The 16,872-nt window shown below is 58.5% G+C and carries 15 protein-coding genes; 11 read left to right on the top strand and 4 right to left on the bottom strand.

Annotated features, from left to right (window positions below):
* Window positions 1-43 precede the first annotated feature (43 nt).
* Window positions 44-466, bottom strand: coding sequence for a DoxX family membrane protein (locus WFM46_RS10735; protein WP_180209520.1), 423 nt, complete (start codon window positions 464-466; stop codon window positions 44-46).
* Between the two features lie 127 nt (window positions 467-593).
* Entirely contained in the window at window positions 594-1,790 is a 1,197-nt protein-coding gene (locus WFM46_RS10730; RefSeq protein ID WP_103824608.1) for an ROK family protein, read from the bottom strand.
* Window positions 1,791-1,904: 114 nt separating this feature from the next.
* Here WFM46_RS10730 and WFM46_RS10725 point away from each other — a divergent pair, with 114 nt between their 5' ends.
* The 4 genes from WFM46_RS10725 (at window position 1,905) to WFM46_RS10710 (ending at window position 8,745) form a co-directional block, all read left to right on the top strand.
* The gene (locus tag WFM46_RS10725) at window positions 1,905-5,180 is read left to right on the top strand and encodes a DUF5107 domain-containing protein (protein ID WP_336997608.1); all 3,276 of its coding nucleotides are present in this window, start codon (window positions 1,905-1,907) and stop codon (window positions 5,178-5,180) included.
* A gap of 71 nt (window positions 5,181-5,251) precedes the next feature.
* Window positions 5,252-6,694 (top strand): sugar porter family MFS transporter, encoded by a 1,443-nt coding sequence (locus WFM46_RS10720; protein WP_180209523.1) that lies wholly within the window; start codon window positions 5,252-5,254, stop codon window positions 6,692-6,694.
* Entirely contained in the window at window positions 6,694-7,536 is an 843-nt protein-coding gene (locus WFM46_RS10715) for an aldose 1-epimerase (RefSeq protein WP_336997607.1), read from the top strand. The genes WFM46_RS10720 and WFM46_RS10715 overlap by 1 nt, the downstream gene beginning before the upstream one ends.
* Before the next feature lie 72 nt (window positions 7,537-7,608).
* A complete protein-coding gene (locus tag WFM46_RS10710; RefSeq protein WP_336997606.1) occupies window positions 7,609-8,745 on the top strand; it encodes a 3-phenylpropionate MFS transporter in 1,137 nt (378 codons plus the stop codon).
* Here the strand turns inward: WFM46_RS10710 and csiE are convergent.
* Window positions 8,742-10,019, bottom strand: a complete 1,278-nt coding sequence (gene csiE, locus WFM46_RS10705) for a stationary phase inducible protein CsiE (protein WP_103180730.1) — start codon at window positions 10,017-10,019, stop codon at window positions 8,742-8,744. The genes WFM46_RS10710 and csiE overlap by 4 nt on opposite strands.
* Before the next feature lie 123 nt (window positions 10,020-10,142).
* On the opposite strand from csiE, the gene WFM46_RS10700 reads away from it, so the two are divergent.
* The 3 genes from WFM46_RS10700 to WFM46_RS10690 all read left to right on the top strand — a co-directional run bounded on the left by WFM46_RS10700 (window position 10,143) and on the right by WFM46_RS10690 (window position 12,670).
* Complete coding sequence (locus WFM46_RS10700) at window positions 10,143-10,781, top strand: DUF1007 family protein (protein WP_336997605.1); 639 nt, start codon at window positions 10,143-10,145, stop codon at window positions 10,779-10,781.
* Window positions 10,772-11,737: a nickel/cobalt transporter gene (locus WFM46_RS10695; RefSeq protein WP_336997604.1), complete on the top strand. Its 966-nt coding sequence runs from the start codon at window positions 10,772-10,774 to the stop codon at window positions 11,735-11,737. The genes WFM46_RS10700 and WFM46_RS10695 overlap by 10 nt, the downstream gene beginning before the upstream one ends.
* A 105-nt stretch (window positions 11,738-11,842) precedes the next feature.
* The gene (locus WFM46_RS10690) at window positions 11,843-12,670 is read left to right on the top strand and encodes a hypothetical protein (protein WP_336997603.1); all 828 of its coding nucleotides are present in this window, start codon (window positions 11,843-11,845) and stop codon (window positions 12,668-12,670) included.
* Window positions 12,671-12,740: 70 nt separating this feature from the next.
* On the opposite strand, the gene suhB is transcribed toward WFM46_RS10690, so the two are convergent.
* Window positions 12,741-13,547 carry an inositol-1-monophosphatase gene (gene suhB, locus WFM46_RS10685; protein WP_103180726.1) on the bottom strand — a complete coding sequence of 269 codons (807 nt, stop codon included), beginning with the start codon at window positions 13,545-13,547 and terminating at the stop codon, window positions 12,741-12,743.
* A gap of 124 nt (window positions 13,548-13,671) precedes the next feature.
* On the opposite strand from suhB, the gene trmJ reads away from it, so the two are divergent.
* From trmJ to iscU, 4 genes are all read left to right on the top strand, one after another.
* Entirely contained in the window at window positions 13,672-14,400 is a 729-nt protein-coding gene (gene trmJ, locus WFM46_RS10680) for a tRNA (cytosine(32)/uridine(32)-2'-O)-methyltransferase TrmJ (RefSeq protein ID WP_103180724.1), read from the top strand.
* 239 nt (window positions 14,401-14,639) lie between these two features.
* A complete protein-coding gene (iscR, locus tag WFM46_RS10675; protein WP_103180723.1) occupies window positions 14,640-15,131 on the top strand; it encodes a Fe-S cluster assembly transcriptional regulator IscR in 492 nt (163 codons plus the stop codon).
* Between the two features lie 116 nt (window positions 15,132-15,247).
* Window positions 15,248-16,462 carry a cysteine desulfurase gene (gene iscS / locus WFM46_RS10670; protein ID WP_103180722.1) on the top strand — a complete coding sequence of 405 codons (1,215 nt, stop codon included), beginning with the start codon at window positions 15,248-15,250 and terminating at the stop codon, window positions 16,460-16,462.
* Window positions 16,463-16,485: 23 nt separating this feature from the next.
* The gene (gene iscU, locus WFM46_RS10665) at window positions 16,486-16,872 is read left to right on the top strand and encodes a Fe-S cluster assembly scaffold IscU (protein WP_004866383.1); all 387 of its coding nucleotides are present in this window, start codon (window positions 16,486-16,488) and stop codon (window positions 16,870-16,872) included.

Genomic DNA, 16,872 nt, shown 5'->3' with positions numbered 1-16,872 from the left:
GCCTCGCAGAACAAAAAGGCCGCGCAAGCGGCCTTTTTTATGGCTAACGCCGGTCGATGGAGATAGCGCCCGGCCCGGCCACCGCCAGCAGCAGGAATCCGCCAGCGATGCTGATGTTCTTGAAGAAGTTAATCATATTCGGCATCACCGCATCGCCACTCATATCCCAGTAGTGGTGCCCAATCAACGCCGTTCCCAGCGTATAAAAGACAAACAGCATCGCCAGCGGGCGAGTAAAAAAGCCGAGCACGATGAGAATGGCGGCGGGCACTTCCATGATCACCGCCACAATGGCCGCCAGCATCGGCATCGGGGCGCCCAGCTTCACCATATACTGCACCGTGCCGTCAAAACCGAACATTTTAGGCACGCCGAAAATAATGAACAGAAGGATAAGGGCGAGACGGGCAATCAACAGGATCAGCGCCCGGGACTGACCAAAATCGAAATACCGTAGTGTGTTCATGGCAGGCTCGTTTGGGGTGGGATTTATCTTAAAGCTAATACACAAATTGCCGCCCCGCCATTCCGCTTTTCGCCATAAATCAGCCATCAGGATGATTTAAATTCCCCCCCTTTCAGCATGTTCTCCGCTAGCCTTCCGCCAGCGCGTCCTCCACGAACAGAAAGCCAATGCCGATAATCTGCTGCTGCCGGGTTAAGCCGCCAAAGGCGATTTCCGTTTGCCGGTTACGCACCGCATCGCCGTGATCGAAGGGGGTAAATCCAATCTGGCGATTGATGGTCTGCAGCCAGCGTTCGCCAAAGGCGCAGCTGCGGCCATAGAACCAGATTTGGTTGATATTAAGGATATTGAGCAGGTTGTAGAGCGTCAGTCCGATAGCGTTGGCGGCCTCGTCAGCCCAGCGCTGAATTGGAGCATTCCCCTGACGCCAGGCCTCAATCAGCTGCAGACTGGTGAGGCTGTCCGGATCAAGCCCGAGGGTGCCGGGCTGGGATTTCAGCCATAAACGCGCCTGTTTTTTAAGGGCTGAGAGGGAGGCGACCGTCTCCAGACAGCCGTAGCGTCCGCAGGCGCAGGCCACGCCGTCGCGATCGAAAATGGTGTGGCCAATTTGCCCGCTGCCGTTAAGCGTCCCGCGATAGACCTGGCCATTAATCACAAACGAGGATCCGATACCGTAATCGACGTTAATCACGCAAAAATCGTCGCGGTTGGCCGGGTTTTGCCACTTCTCCGCCAGCGCCAGCATCACACAGTCGTTATCCACCTTCACCGTGATGCCCAGTTTTTCTTCCAGCAGATACTTAATCTCAACCGGTTTTTTCCACGGCGCCTGGGGCATCATCTGCGATACCCCGGTGGCGGTATCGACCTGGCCGTGGATCCCCAGCGCCAGATTAATGCGCTGCCCCGGCCACTGTTTGCGCTGCTGCTGCCACAGGTTCTCAATGGCCTGTAACAACGCTTCGGGCGTCTGTGCGTTCACGTCAGTCCAGCGAAACTCGCCTAACGGCGACATGCGGGCGTCGATAAGCTGGCTCTCAATGCTGGTGGGGCTGACATTCATGCAGAGTATTAATGGCCCCTCATCCGGGATCTGATAATGGCCGCTGTTCATTCCCCGGGTGCTGAGGTTTTCACTGGAATGCCCAAGCTTTTTGTCCGCCACCAGTTCATCCAGGATCTTGCTTACCGCCGGAATAGAGAGCCCGGTGTGCTGGGCCAGCTGGGATTTGCTCAGGCGCTTGTAGCGCCAGACCAGGGACATGATCGTGCGGCGGTTATGCTGTCGTACCCTGTGATTGTTCAGACCGGATAGCTGCATTCACTAAACTCCGTTAATTATATTGCGTGAGCATTACGCAATCAGCGCGCTGAATTCCTCTCTACACTGCCATCTTATCGCTTTTTACTGTTATTTGTTTACTGGAGAGTGAATATGTCTGGAGCAGTGAAGGTCTGGCGGGAGACCGTGGCATTACCGACGTGGACCACCGGCGCAGAAGATACCAACCCGATGTTCCTGGAAAAGCGCGTCTATCAGGGCTCCTCTGGCGCGGTCTATCCCTACGGCGTGACCGATACCCTGACCGGCGTTCGCGAAACCCGCGATTACCAGGCCGTCTGGATGGAAAACGACTTCATCCGCATTATGCTGCTGCCGGAGCTGGGAGGACGTATTCATCGCGCGTATGACAAAGTCCAGCAGCGTGATTTCGTTTACTACAACGAAGTGGTGAAACCGGCGCTGGTGGGGCTGCTGGGACCGTGGATCTCCGGCGGCATCGAATTTAACTGGCCGCAGCACCATCGCCCAACCACCTTTATGCCTGTCGACGTCACCATTCAGGAGCAGGATAACGGGGCGCAAACCGTCTGGCTGGGTGAGGCCGAGCCGATGCGCGGCCTGCAGGTGATGACCGGGTTTACCCTTTACCCTGACCGGGCATTGGTTGAGATCACCGGCAAAGTCTTCAACGGCAACGCCACGCCGCGCCACTTCCTGTGGTGGGCAAATCCGGCGGTGAAAGGTGGGGACGATCACCAGAGCGTCTTCCCGCCGGACGTCACGGCGGTATTTGACCATGGCAAGCGCGCCGTCTCTGCCTTCCCGATCGCCACCGGCACCTACTATAAAGTCGATTATTCCGCGGGCGTGGATATCTCCCGCTACAAAAACGTGCCGGTGCCAACCTCCTACATGGCGGAAAAATCGGACTACGATTTCGTCGGGGCATACCATCACGGCGAGCGCGGCGGCTTGCTGCACGTGGCTGACCACCATGTGTCGCCGGGGAAAAAGCAGTGGACCTGGGGTCATGACGATTTTGGCCGTGCCTGGGATCGCAATCTGACCGATGAAAACGGCCCCTATATCGAGCTGATGACCGGGGTGTTTACCGATAACCAGCCCGATTTCACCTGGCTTGCACCCTACGAAGAGAAGATCTTCGTGCAGAACTTCCTGCCCTATAGCGAACTGGGACAGGTGCATAACGCCAACACGCAGCTGGCGCTTAAGCTGGAACGGCGTGAGCAGCAGCTTCACCTCGGCCTCTACGCCATCGCACCGCTGCATGATGTGCGGCTCGAGCTGACCGCCGACGAAAAACCGGTCTGGGAGACCCACCTGACCCTGATGCCGGGCGAAAGCTGGCAGCAGGCGCTGCCGGATACCTGGCCGCAGCGCTTAACGCTGAGGGTGAAAGAGGCCTCGGGCCGCACGCTGCTCCACTACCAGGAGCATATCCCCCAGGAGACGCCGCTGCCGGATCCGGCCACCGCGCCCGCCATGCCGGAAGAGATCAGCAACAGCGATGAACTCTATTTTATCGGGCAGCATCTGGAGCAGTACAACCATGCCAGCCGCTATGCGGAAGATTACTATCGCCGGGCGCTGGCGCTGGATGCTAACGACTATCGCAATAACGTGGCGCTGGGCACGCTGGCGCTCAACCGTGCCGACTGGGCGCTGGCGCAACGCTGCGCCGAAGCCGCGCTGGTTCGCGCCCATCGTCTGAATAAAAACCCCCGCGACGGCGAAGCCAGCCAGCTGCTGGCGACGGCCCTGGAGCGGCAGGGGCAGGACGACGCCGCATGGGATCACTACTACAAAGCCTCGTGGAGCGGAAACTGCCGTGATGCGGCTTTCTTATCCCTGGCGCGGCTGGCGATGAAGCGCGGCAACGCGGCTGATGCGCTGGAAAAAGTTGATATCAGCCTTAGCATCAACGCCAGCAACAACCTGGCGATGGGGCTGAAAGCCCTCGCGCTGGCAGAGGTGCAGGGCGAAGGCGCAGCGCTGGACTACATTCAGCGCTGCCTGCAAACCCATCCTCTGAGCTACGCCCTGCACTATGCCCGCTGGGCAATCAGCCGGGATGATGCTGCCTGTGACCAGCTGTTGCAGGTGACTGGTCGTCGAGGGGCCAATGCCTGCCTGCTGGCGGGCTGGTTAATCTCGATGGGCATGCGCGACGCCGCCCGCGAGATGCTGGATCTGCTCGACAGCCAGGAGACGTTGCCCCAGCTGTGGCGGGCCGCCTTAAGCGACGATCCTGCTACCCGTGCCCGCTATATTGCCGCGGCGCGGCGCTGCGAGGCCAACCGGGTACGTTTCCCGAATGCTCTTGATGAAGTGCAGATGCTGCAAACCCTGCACGACAACCCGTATGCCTGCTATCTGCTGGGCTGCTTCTGGTACAGCAAACGCCGCTATGACGATGCGGTGAAATGCTGGCAGACCACGCTGGCGCAGGAGCCGGAGTTTGCCCCTGCCCACCGCCTGCTTGGGATCTACGCCTGGAATAAACAGCACAACCTGGCGCTGGCGGAGCAGTGTCTGCAGCGCGCCGTGGCCCTGGAGCCGGACAATCCGCGTTTCCTGTTTGAGCTTGATTATCTCAATAAGCTCACCGGGCAGCCGGTGGCGAAACGCCTCGCCATGCTCACCGAGCGGGAGCGCGTGGCGCTGAAGCGCGATGACCTCACCGCAGAACTCCTGAGTCTGTGGAACGGTTCCGGGCGCTACGATGCTGCGGCGCAGGTACTTCAGGAGCGGCAGTTCCATCCGTGGGAAGGGGGTGAAGGCAAAGTGACCGGGCAGTATCTGCTCAACCAGCAGCATCGTGCCCTGCAGCACATAAGCCGCGGGGAATTCCAGGAGGCGATGGCTCTGCTGCAGGCGGCATTGCACTATCCGCACAATCTGGGGGAAGGGCGTCTGCCGGGGCAAACCGATAACGATATCTGGTATCTGCTGGGGTACTGCCATGCGCAAAGTGGCGCACATGCCGACGCGCAACGCTGTTTTGCCCGGGCGGCACAGGGCGGCTCCACTCTCGATGCCGGACGCTACTACAACGATCAGCCAGCGGACTATCTGTTCTGGCAGGGAATGGCGCTGCGCCAGTTGGGCGATCCCGCCGCGGCGGAGCGCCATTTCCAGGGATTCCTGGCGTGGGTGCAGGCCCATCGCGACGACCTGCCCGAAGCGGATTTCTTTGCAGTTTCGCTCCCGGATCTGGTGGTACTGGATACGCCAGCGGGTCATCAGCACCAGCAGCATTGCCTGTTCATTGAGGCGCTGGGCTATGCAGGGCTGGGCGAGCTCGCGGCCTGCAAACGCCTGTTGGGGAACTTACTGGCGCTGAACCCGGCCCATGACAAAGCGCATCTGTTTCAGCATGCGCAGGCCACGGGCATTTTCCATTAACTGACCTCGCAGGTGGGGAAACCCACCTGTTAACCCTCTGTACCCTGCGTTTCCCTTAAAGAGGAATCAACATGAATAATAGCGCGCAGACACAATTGAAAATGGGCTACGTCTGGACTATCTGTCTGGTCGCCGCCTGCGGCGGACTCCTGTTTGGCTACGACTGGGTGGTGATTGGCGGGGCCAAGCCCTTCTATGAAGCCTGGTTCTCCATTACCGACCCGGCACAGTCCGGCTGGGCGATGAGTTCCGCCCTGGTGGGCTGTATCTTCGGGGCGCTGATCTCCGGCTGGTGTGCCGATAAATTTGGCCGCAAGCGTCCGCTTATCCTCTCGGCGGTGCTGTTCAGCGCCTCGGCGTGGGGCACGGCGGTGGCGGGCAGTTTTGATATGTTTGTGATCTGGCGCATCGTCGGCGGCCTCGGTATCGGCCTGGCCTCCGCCCTGAGTCCGCTCTATATCGCGGAGGTCAGCCCGGCGGAAAAGCGCGGTCGCTTTGTGGCCATTAACCAGCTGACCATCGTGGTGGGCGTGCTGGCCGCACAGCTGATTAACCTGATGATTGCCGAGCCGGTAGCGGCAGGCGCCACTCAGGAGGCCATCATTCAGACCTGGAACGGGCAGACCGGCTGGCGCTGGATGTTTGGCGCTGAGCTGGTGCCGGCCCTGGCGTTTCTGGTGCTGATGTTCTTTGTCCCGGAATCGCCGCGCTGGTTGATGAAGGCGGGCAAGCCAGAGCGTGCGCGCGCGATGCTGGAGCGTATTGGCACCCCGGCGTACGCCAGTCAGACCTTAAAAGAGATCGCCCACACCCTGGAGAAAGACACCCAGAAGGTGGCGTTCTCCACGCTCCTGCAACCGCAGGTCAAACCGATTGTCATCATCGGCATCGTGCTGGCGATGTTCCAGCAGTGGTGCGGGATCAACGTGATCTTCAACTATGCCCAGGAGATCTTCGCCTCCGCCGGGTTTGATATCAACGACACCCTGAAATCGATCGTGGCGACCGGCATCATTAATCTGGTCTTTACCCTCGCCGCGCTGCCGCTGGTGGATAAGATTGGCCGCCGCAAGCTGATGTTGCTCGGCGCCTCAGGCTTGACCATTATCTACGTGCTGATTGCCAGCGCCTACGCCATGAACATCATGGGCTGGCCGGTGCTGCTGCTGGTGCTGGCGGCGATTGCCATCTACGCCGTGACGCTGGCGCCGGTCACTTGGGTGCTGCTGTCGGAGATCTTCCCCAACCGCGTGCGCGGCCTGGCGATGTCCGTGGGCACGCTGGCGCTGTGGATCGCCTGCTTCCTGCTGACCTACACCTTCCCGCTGCTCAATGCCGGGCTGGGTGCGGCGGGGAGCTTCCTGCTCTACGGGGTGATCTGCGCGGCGGGCTATCTCTACATTCTGCGTAAAGTGCCGGAGACCAAAGGCGTGACGCTGGAGGCGCTGGAGGCGCAGCTGGAAAAACAGCACGGCAAGGTTGCCTCCGCAAATCATGCTGAGCGCGTGCACTAATGGAAACGCTGTTGATTGAAAACGCGCATCTCCGGATGCGCGTCAACCCGCAGGGCGGCGGGTTACAGGAACTCTTTTCCCTGACCTGCGGGCAGCCGGTGTTATGGAACGGCGGCGACAGCGCGCTGTTTCCGATGGTGCCGCTGGCAAACCGGGTGGCGGGGAATCGCTTCCGGTTTCAGGGGCGGGAGGTGGTGCTGCCGCAAAGTCCGGTTGATGAGCGCTTCTTCCTGCACGGTGATGGCTGGCAGTCGCGCTGGCAGATAGCTTCGCATTCCGACACGGCGTGCGTCCTCACCTTGCGCAGCCAGCATCAGTGCGGTTTTGATTATCAGGCCGGGCTGCGCTACCAGCTGCGCGGGAACGTTCTGCGGGCGGAGCTGACGCTCACCCATCTTGGTCAGGCGCCGATGCTGTACGGCCTGGGCTTTCACCCGTGGTTCTGTTTTGATGCGCAAAGCCGCCTGCGCTTCTCCGCCAGCGGCTACTGGCCGGAAGGTGCACACCATTTACCGCAAGCCTGGCAGAGCAATATCCCGGCGGATGTCGATTTCAGCACGTCACGCCATGGCGGCGATCGCTGGCTGAACGTCGGCTATTCCGGCTGGAACGGCGTGGCGACCCTGGAGCGTGATGTGATGAATATCACAATTACAGCGCAAACTCCGTGGTTGATGCTGTTCAGAATGTCGGGTCAATCGTTCTTATGCCTTGAGCCCCAGAGCCATCCGGTCAATGCCCACCATATGGCCGGGCAGCCTGGCCTGGTGGCGTTAGCCCAGGGAGAGAGCAGTCGTTTTGCGATGGAAATCGCCGTCGAACAGGCTCGCCGAAACTGTTAAACCGCTGTTAATACTCCCTTGCGCCAGCCCGTTTTTGCCGCCAGACTATCGCCTCCAAAACGGGAGGGATTCATGGTTTTGCATTCCACACGCTGGCTGGCGCTCAGCTACTTCACCTACTTTTTTAGCTACGGTATTTTTCTGCCTTTCTGGAGCGTCTGGCTCAAGGGAATTGGCCTTACGCCGGAGATGATTGGCCTTCTGCTGGGCTCGGGCCTGGTGGCACGTTTTCTCGGTAGCCTGCTTATTGCGCCGCGCGTCAGCGATCCCTCCCTGTTAATCAAAGCCGTACGCGTGCTGGCGCTGCTCACCCTGGTGTTTATGGCCGGTTTCTGGGTCAGCCAGCAGTTTGCCTGGCTGATGGTGGTGATGGTGGGCTTTAACCTCTTCTTCTCGCCGCTGGTCCCGCTGACCGACGCGCTCGCCAATACCTGGCAAAAGCAGATCACTATGGACTATGGCCGGGTGCGGCTGTGGGGCTCGATTGCCTTTGTGATTGGCTCGGCGCTGGTGGGCAAACTGGTGAGCCTCTACGACTATCGCGCGATTCTGGCGCTGCTGAGCGTGGGGATCCTGTCGATGCTGCTCGGTATGCTGTTACGCCCTTCGGTGATGCCGCAGGGGGAGAGCCGTCAGCAGGAGAGCGCAGGCTGGCCCGCCTGGCGATCGCTTGTCGCCCAGAGCTGGCGTTTTCTGGCCTACGTCTGTCTGCTGCAGGGGGCGCATGCCGCATACTATGGCTTCAGCGCTATCTACTGGCAGGGAGCCGGGTATTCAGCCTCCGCTGTCGGCTATCTCTGGTCGCTGGGCGTGGTAGCGGAAGTGATTATCTTCGCCCTCAGCAACAGGCTGTTTCGCCGCTTCAGCGCCCGGGACCTGCTGCTGTTATCGGCCCTCTGCGGGATTGTACGCTGGGGTCTGATGGGCTGGACCACGGAGCTGCCGTGGCTGATTGTGGCGCAGATCCTGCACTGCGGCACCTTTACGGTGTGCCACCTGGCGGCGATGCGCTATATCGCGGCGCGCGAAGGCAGCGACGTGATCCGCCTGCAGGCGGTCTACTCCGCCGTGGCGATGGGGGGCAGTATTGCCATCATGACCGTGTTTGCCGGTTTCCTTTACCAGCATCTGGGTCACGGGGTCTTCTGGGTGATGGCGCTGGTGGCGCTGCCCGCGGTTCTGCTGCGTCCGCGCGTGGCAGTGCGCTAAGTTTCCAGCATGGCGCGAATATGTTCCTGCTGCTGCGCATTCAACGCCTCGACGGCATGGATAAGCGGCGGCGAGAACAGCGGCAGGGCGGTGGTGTAAGGTGTGACCACCAGGGCCGCTTCGCGCGGGGCACCCTCCTTCTGAAAAGACTGTAGCGTTACATAGCGAATGTTCAGCGGCAGCAGGGTCAGTTCCCGAAGCTGCTGTTCAATCAGCTCCTCGCACGCTTTATCCTCACCGGTCAGCAACACCACCTGCTTTTCATGCAGATCGGTCTCCTGCATCAGCCAGGCGCCAAAGATCACCGCCACCAGGCTCGCCTCCTCCTCGGAGAAACGCAGGCCGAATTCGGACTCCAGCTCAAACAGTACCTCCCGGGTGGTACGCATCAGGCGCGGATAGAGGCGGTGGATCTCCTCCGGCAGGCTGTTGTCGATGCCAATGCCAAACAGCGAGCGGTCCAGCGCCTGGGCAAGGTGGATATAGAGCTGAGCGGTCAGTCCCTGCTCGTCACTGAAATGCATCCCCGTTTGTTCCCGGAAGCGGTCGATCATCCGGGTAATGGCGTGGCGCAGGCGTTCATCTTCCTGGTGCGCATCGCGCAGCGGATCGGGGGTACGCAACATCATAAACAGCAGAGCCAGAAACAGCTGTTCATCCGCGTGGGGAACCTGCACCACGCGGCGCTGCCAGTGGCGTACAATCTCCTGCGCCATCAGATATTCGTTACGCGACTGGGTCCAGTTACGCTGAACCACTGTAAACTGCGGCGTCTGGCCCAGATGGTGCTGGAGCAGGCAGTATTGCAGGTAGAGCTGTAAAAACTGCGCGTCACGGCATTCAAACTGCCGTTGCAGTCGGCGGGAACAGAAATTGACCAGCGCCTGCAGGTTAGTGTCGTCATATAACGTGCGGGCGATGCCGAGCTGCTTTAGCGCGATCTTCAGAGATGGGGTAAACTGCTGCGCGATGAAGTGGGGGCAGAGGCGTAACGCCCGGCGCAACCAGTGCAGCAGGCATAAGCGTTGATTAAGGTGGCTACCTTCCAGCAGGTAGCAGCCATCATGCTGTGTCGCAATGTCGAGCTGGTGATAGCGCTGGATCTCCATGCGCATCTCGTCGATATCCTGCCGGCAGAGGGCATCATCGACACCATTGATTTCCCCGATGCTTTGCAGAGTGGCGCGAAAGCCTGGCACATAGAGCATCAACAGAACCTGGCAGCGGCGCTGCGAACTGGAAAGTGCAGATGGCATTTCGAGAGTCGTCATCATCTGTCGGGTTCCAGTGAGTGTGTTTGATAAGAATAGCTAAAGGATGTACGCCATAGCACGGGATGCCGGGCTTTCCTTCAGGAATGCGGGTGAACATCACAGAATTTTTGACGTGAGGATGAGATGCAAATAGTTAAACGCAGCGCAACTGCGCTTTTTTTGGCGGTTTTGTCTTTTTCCGCCGCCGCGCACCCTCACAGCTTTATCACCCTGAAAACGCAAATCATGGTGAAGGATGAGCAGGTCACCGGCCTGAAAATGCGCTGGGTGATGGACGAGCTAACATCCGCCGATCTGCTTTATGATGCCGGGAACGCAAAGCCCGGGGATGAAATCTGGAAAAAGCTGGCGGCGGAGGTCATGGCCAACGTGCTCGGCCAGCACTACTTTACCGAGTTCTGGCATAACGGCGAGAAGGTGAAATTTCTTAACCGCCCCACTCAGTACGGTATGAGCCGCATTGATCACCAGGCGGTGCTGACCTTTATCCTGCCGCTGGCGGAGCCCCAGCCGCTGGCCGGACAAAAGTACACCTTCTCGACCTTCGACCCCTCTTATTACGTCGACATGAGCTATGCAGAGGATAGTGACGTGACGCTGCCTGAGGGCCTGAAAAGTCAATGCGCCCTCACTATCGATACCCCGGAGCCCAGCGATGAGACGCTCAACTTTGCCAGCTCGCTGGATAAAGATGATGCCCCGCCGGAAGATATGAATCTCGGCAAACAGTTTGCCCAGACGGTGACCTTACAATGTCAGTAATGCGCGCGCGACGTGGGTGGGATCTCTGGCCGCTGGCGCTGTTCCTCGTTGTGGCGGCGGCGGGAGCCGTGTGGTTATGGCAGGCGTGGCCGCAGGTGATACGCCAGAGCATTCTCTGGCAGCGGGAGGTCAACCAGCAGATGAGCGGTTTGTTGAAAGCGGTGGCCGATAACCCGACGGCAGCAGGCGGGTCACTGCTGATCTTCAGCTTCCTCTATGGCGTGCTGCACGCGCTGGGGCCGGGACATGGCAAAATTGTTATCACCACCTGGCTTGCTACCCACCCCTCAAAACTGAAATCGAGCATCGGCTTAACCCTGGCCTCCTCTTTATTACAGGGGAGCGTGGCGATCGCCCTGGTGGTGGGGGTATTAATGCTGCTGCGGCTCCCGGCGCGGGATCTGCACATGAGTAGCTTCTGGCTGGAGAAGGGCAGCTACGCCCTGGTGGGCGTGCTGGGGATTATGCTCTGCTGGCGGGCGCTGAAAAAACTGCGCGCCTTGCTGCGCAAACCGACCTTCAAAGCCTTTACCCCGCATCACGTCCACGACGCAAACTGCGGCTGCGGCCATCAACATCTGCCCACGCCGGGGCAGATGCAGGGCGCGGACGACTGGCGGACGCGGCTGATGATTATTCTGTCGATGGGGATGCGGCCCTGTTCCGGGGCCATTATGGTGCTGCTGTTCAGTAAGGTGATCGGCGTATTCAGCTGGGGTGTGGCCTCGGCGCTGGCGATGGCGGCGGGAACGGGGTTAACCATCTCTTCGCTGGCACTGCTGGTGCACGGCTTTCGCCATCTGGCGGTCAGGCTCAGCGGCAATAAAACGCCGGTGCTGTGGCGACAGGTCGGATGGACGACGCTGGCATTAGCGGGCGGTGTGGTGTTGCTGGCGGCGGCAGTCATCATGTGGCTGAGCGCGGTGCCGGTGGGCAGGGGGCTGAGGCCGTTTTAGTCGTCCCTGCCGGGCAAAAATCCCAAAATGGCGGGACATGATTGTCGCTTCGACAGGGATGTTTTAGTTTGCAGCTTTGCTTTGGGGTCATGACAAGGAGTCACGATGACCGATCATAATACTACTGTTTCAACACGTAATCTCTGGTTAGCCGCCGGGTCCGGCCTGCTGCTCGGCCTGGCGATCGTCTGCTTCTGGCCCGAACTGGCGAGCTGGTGGCCTGAAGATCTCCCCCGCATCTATTCCACCCTCTATTTTCTTATCGGTATGGGGCAAACCAGCATCGACACGCTTCCACTCGCCATGTACGGCAAGCTGCTGGTGGCCGGTTTTGTGCTGGCTTTTCTGCATCCCGGCTACAGCAAAATACCTCTCGTCGCCTGGATGCTGCATAACCAGCCTTCGGCCAGGCAATTCTTTGACTGGATAGTGCGCAGCTGGATCCTACAGGGCGGTTTTTTTGTCATTGTTTTCTGGCGCATCGGATTTACGCAGAATCTCTCCCACGAGGTATTGCTGCGCTTTGTCGCAGCGTTCAACTACGTCTGCTATTTCGCCACGCTGGTACTGGGTGTGTTGCTGGTGCGCGATGCCCTGTGCTGGCGGAAAAGCGCTGAAGGTCCCCGGAGCAATATTCGGCTGCCGCTGATTTTCGCGCTGAGCTTCTATATGCCTTCACAGATCGTGTGGCTACTGCTGGGGGCGCGGGAGCATGATTTGATCCTGACAGGATGGCTGCTATTCGTCCCCACCATGATTGGCGTGCTGTTAGCCAGACTGGCGACGGGCGGTATCGCCTGTCTGCTGCATCAGTGGCTGGGGGAGGCACGGTGTCAAAAAGGGTGGCGGTATTTTGCGCTGTTTAACGGCATGGCGGTGCTGGTGATGGTCACCAATACCTTCATACGTATACTGCTGTCACTGCTGCAGTAATCGTTAATGGCCTGAGGGCGGGCAGGGCAGGAAAAGAGGCGGATGAAGGATCTTCACCCGCCTGCTGAGATTAACGCTTCAGCGCTTCGCTCAGTTCGTCACGCATGTTCGCCAGCATGGCTTTTACCACGCGTGGGTTACCCGCAACGATGTTGCCAGACAGCATGTAGTTGTGGCCACCGGTGAAATCACACACCAGCGCACCCGCTTCACGCGCGATCAGTTCGCCAGCGGCGAAGTCCCACGGCTTGAGGCCAATCTCGAAGTAACCATCAACGCGGCCAGCGGCAACATAAGCCAGGTCCAGCGCAGCGGAGCCGGTACGGCGGAAGTCGGCGCACTCGGTGAACAGTTTGCCCAGAATTTTCATGTACGCAGGGGCGTGCTGTTTGGCTTTGAACGGGAAGCCGGTCGCCAGGATGGTGCCGTCGAGGTCGCGAGCGTTGGTGCCGCGCAGACGGTAGCCGTTCAGCTGTGCGCCCTGACCGCGGGTGGCGGTGAAGAGTTCGTTACGCATTGGATCGTAAACCACGGCCACTTCGGTACGGCCTTTGATGCGTACAGCGATAGAAACAGCGAAGTGTGGGAGACGTTTAACGAAGTTGGTGGTGCCATCCAGTGGATCAATAACCCATTGAACATCCTGATCTTCGCCCTCATGCTCACCGCTTTCTTCGGTGATGATGGTGTGCTGCGGGTAAGATTTGCGAATGGTGTCGATAATTACAGCTTCTGCCGCTTTATCAACGTTGGTCACAAAGTCATTGCTGCCTTTCTGGCTGGTTTCTACGGAATCGGGTGTTTCGTAGTGTTTGGCAATTACATTACCCGCCTTGCGCGCTGCGCGCACGGCGATGGTCAACATAGGATGTTGCATCGGTTACTCTCACTGGATGTTAAAGAACGGGGAAACGAAAACGGCGCAGAGTATAGCAGCGGGATCGGAATATGTCTTCCGTTTATGATAACATCATCGAATATTCTCCATACTCAGAAAAATTATGCTGCAAAATATCCGAATCGTGCTGGTCGAAACATCGCATACCGGCAACATGGGCTCCGTAGCCCGCGCTATGAAAACCATGGGCTTAACCAATCTCTGGCTGGTTAACCCGCTGGTCAAACCCGACTCCCAGGCCATTGCCCTCGCGGCAGGGGCCAGCGACGTGATAGGCAATGCCCAGATCGTCGATACCCTGGATGAAGCCTTAGCGGGTTGTAGCCTTGTGGTGGGTACCAGCGCGCGTTCCCGCACCCTGCCGTGGCCGATGCTCGACCCGCGTGAATGCGGGCTGAAAAGCATCAGCGAAGGCCAGCATGCGCCGGTGGCGCTGGTGTTTGGCCGTGAGCGCGTGGGGCTGACCAACGATGAGCTGCAGAAGTGTCACTATCATGTCGCCATTGCCGCCAACCCGGAGTACAGCTCGCTGAACCTGGCCATGGCCGTGCAGGTTATCGCCTATGAGGTGCGTATGGCCTGGCTGGCAACCCAGGAAAAAGATGTTCCCGCCGCGCAGGAAGAGACGCCTTATCCGCTGGTGGACGATCTGGAGCGGTTCTACGGTCATCTGGAGCAGACCCTGCTCGCCACCGGCTTTATCCGCGCCGGTCATCCGGGTCAGGTGATGAACCGTCTGCGCCGCCTCTTTACTCGCGCCCGTCCGGAGAGCCAGGAGCTGAACATCCTGCGCGGTATCCTGGCGTCGATTGAGCAGAAGAATAAAGAGTAGTGCGGTGTGGCGCCGGGTGGCGCTGCGCTTACCCGGCCTACGAAACCCGTAGGCCCGTGCAAGCGAAGCGCCGCCGGGCAAAAACAGATGAACGCACAGAAGGTTAAATACCTGACTAAATCAGTCAAGTAAATAGTTGACCATTTTAGTCAGGAATGTCAGACTTGGCCCTGCTATGCAATACCCCCACTTTACAATAAAAAACCCCGGGCAGGGGCGAGTTTGAGGTTAAGTAAGACATGAGACTGACATCTAAAGGGCGTTATGCCGTGACCGCGATGCTGGACGTTGCGCTCAACTCCGAAGCGGGCCCGGTTCCATTGGCTGATATTTCTGAACGTCAGGGAATCTCCCTCTCTTATCTGGAACAGCTTTTTTCCCGACTGCGTAAAAATGGCCTGGTTTCCAGCGTTCGCGGTCCTGGCGGTGGTTATCTGTTAGGTAAAGACGCGGGCAGTATTGCGGTTGGTGAAGTGATTAGCGCAGTTGACGAATCCGTCGACGCGACCCGTTGCCAGGGTAAAGGCGGCTGTCAGGGCGGCGACAAATGCCTGACGCACGCGCTGTGGCGCGATCTGAGCGACCGTCTGACCGGTTTCCTGAACAATATCACCCTCGGTGAGCTGGTAAATAACCAGGAAGTTCTGGATGTATCAGGCCGTCAGCACAGCCACGATTCCCATCGTAATACCCGCGCGCAGGACGCTATCGACGTCAAATTACGCGCGTAATAAAAAGATAAGTATTTCAGAATCAGGCCGGGGCGTAACGCCCCGTGTACTCGGTCGTACATCCAGCCGGTTGCCTGATTCCTTGCATTGAAGCGATGTACGGAGTTTATAGAGCAATGAAATTACCGATTTATCTCGACTACTCCGCAACCACGCCGGTGGACCCGCGTGTTGCCGAGAAAATGATGCAGTGTCTGACCCTGGACGGAAACTTTGGTAACCCAGCTTCCCGTTCACACCGTTTTGGCTGGCATGCTGAAGAGGCGGTAGATATCGCCCGTAACCAGATTGCCGAGCTGGTTGGTGCCGACCCGCGTGAAATTGTTTTCACATCTGGCGCAACCGAATCCGATAACCTGGCGATTAAAGGTGCCGCTAATTTCTACCAGAAAAAAGGCAAGCACATCATCACCAGCAAAACTGAACACAAAGCCGTGCTGGATACCTGCCGTCAGCTGGAGCGTGAAGGGTTTGAAGTAACCTACCTTGCCCCGCAGCGCAACGGTATCATCGACCTGAAAGAGCTCGAAGCGGCAATGCGTGACGACACCATTCTGGTCTCCATCATGCACGTTAACAACGAAATCGGCGTGGTGCAGGATATCGCGACCATCGGCGAGCTGTGCCGTGCGCGCGGCATTATCTATCACGTGGATGCGACCCAGAGCGTGGGCAAACTGCCTATCGATCTGAGCCAGCTGAAAGTGGACCTGATGTCCTTCTCCGGCCACAAAATCTATGGCCCGAAAGGTATCGGCGCGCTGTACGTGCGTCGTAAGCCACGTATCCGCATCGAATCCCAGATGCACGGCGGTGGTCACGAGCGCGGCATGCGTTCCGGTACGCTGCCTGTTCACCAGATCGTGGGCATGGGTGAAGCTTACCGTATCGCCAAAGAAGAGATGGAAACCGAGATGGCGCGCCTGCGTACGCTGCGCAACCGTCTGTGGGAAGGCGTGAAGGATATGGAAGAGGTCTACCTGAACGGCGATCTCGAGCAGGGCGCACCAAATATCCTCAACGTCAGCTTCAACTATGTTGAAGGCGAGTCGCTGATCATGGCCCTGAAAGACCTGGCCGTCTCTTCCGGTTCTGCGTGTACTTCCGCAAGCCTGGAGCCGTCCTACGTACTGCGTGCGCTGGGCATGACCGACGAACTGGCACACAGCTCTATCCGCTTCTCTTTAGGTCGTTTTACTACCGATGAAGAGATTGACTACACCATCCAACTGGTTCGCAACTCCATTGGCCGTCTGCGTGATCTTTCTCCACTGTGGGAAATGTACAAAGAAGGCGTGGATCTGAACAGCATTGAATGGTCACATCACTAATCGGTTTGTAAGGAGAATTCAGCATGGCATACAGCGAAAAAGTTATCGATCATTACGAGAATCCACGTAACGTGGGCTCCTTCGACAACAGCGACGACAGCGTGGGCAGCGGCATGGTGGGTGCACCAGCGTGTGGCGACGTGATGAAGTTGCAGATTAAAGTCAACAATGAAGGTATCATTGAAGACGCGCGCTTCAAGACCTACGGTTGCGGTTCCGCAATCGCGTCGAGCTCCCTGGTTACCGAGTGGGTGAAGGGCAAGTCTCTGGACGAAGCGCAGGCGATTAAAAATACCGATATTGCTGACGAACTCGAACTGCCGCCGGTGAAAATTCACTGCTCTATCCTGGCGGAAGATGCGATCAAAGCCGCAATTGCGGATTACAAAAGCAAACGTGAAGCAAAATAA

The organism is Leclercia sp. M50, from assembly GCF_037150775.1.
In the GTDB taxonomy this organism is placed as follows: domain Bacteria; phylum Pseudomonadota; class Gammaproteobacteria; order Enterobacterales; family Enterobacteriaceae; genus Enterobacter.
This window is presented reverse-complemented; position numbering and strand designations above follow the sequence as displayed.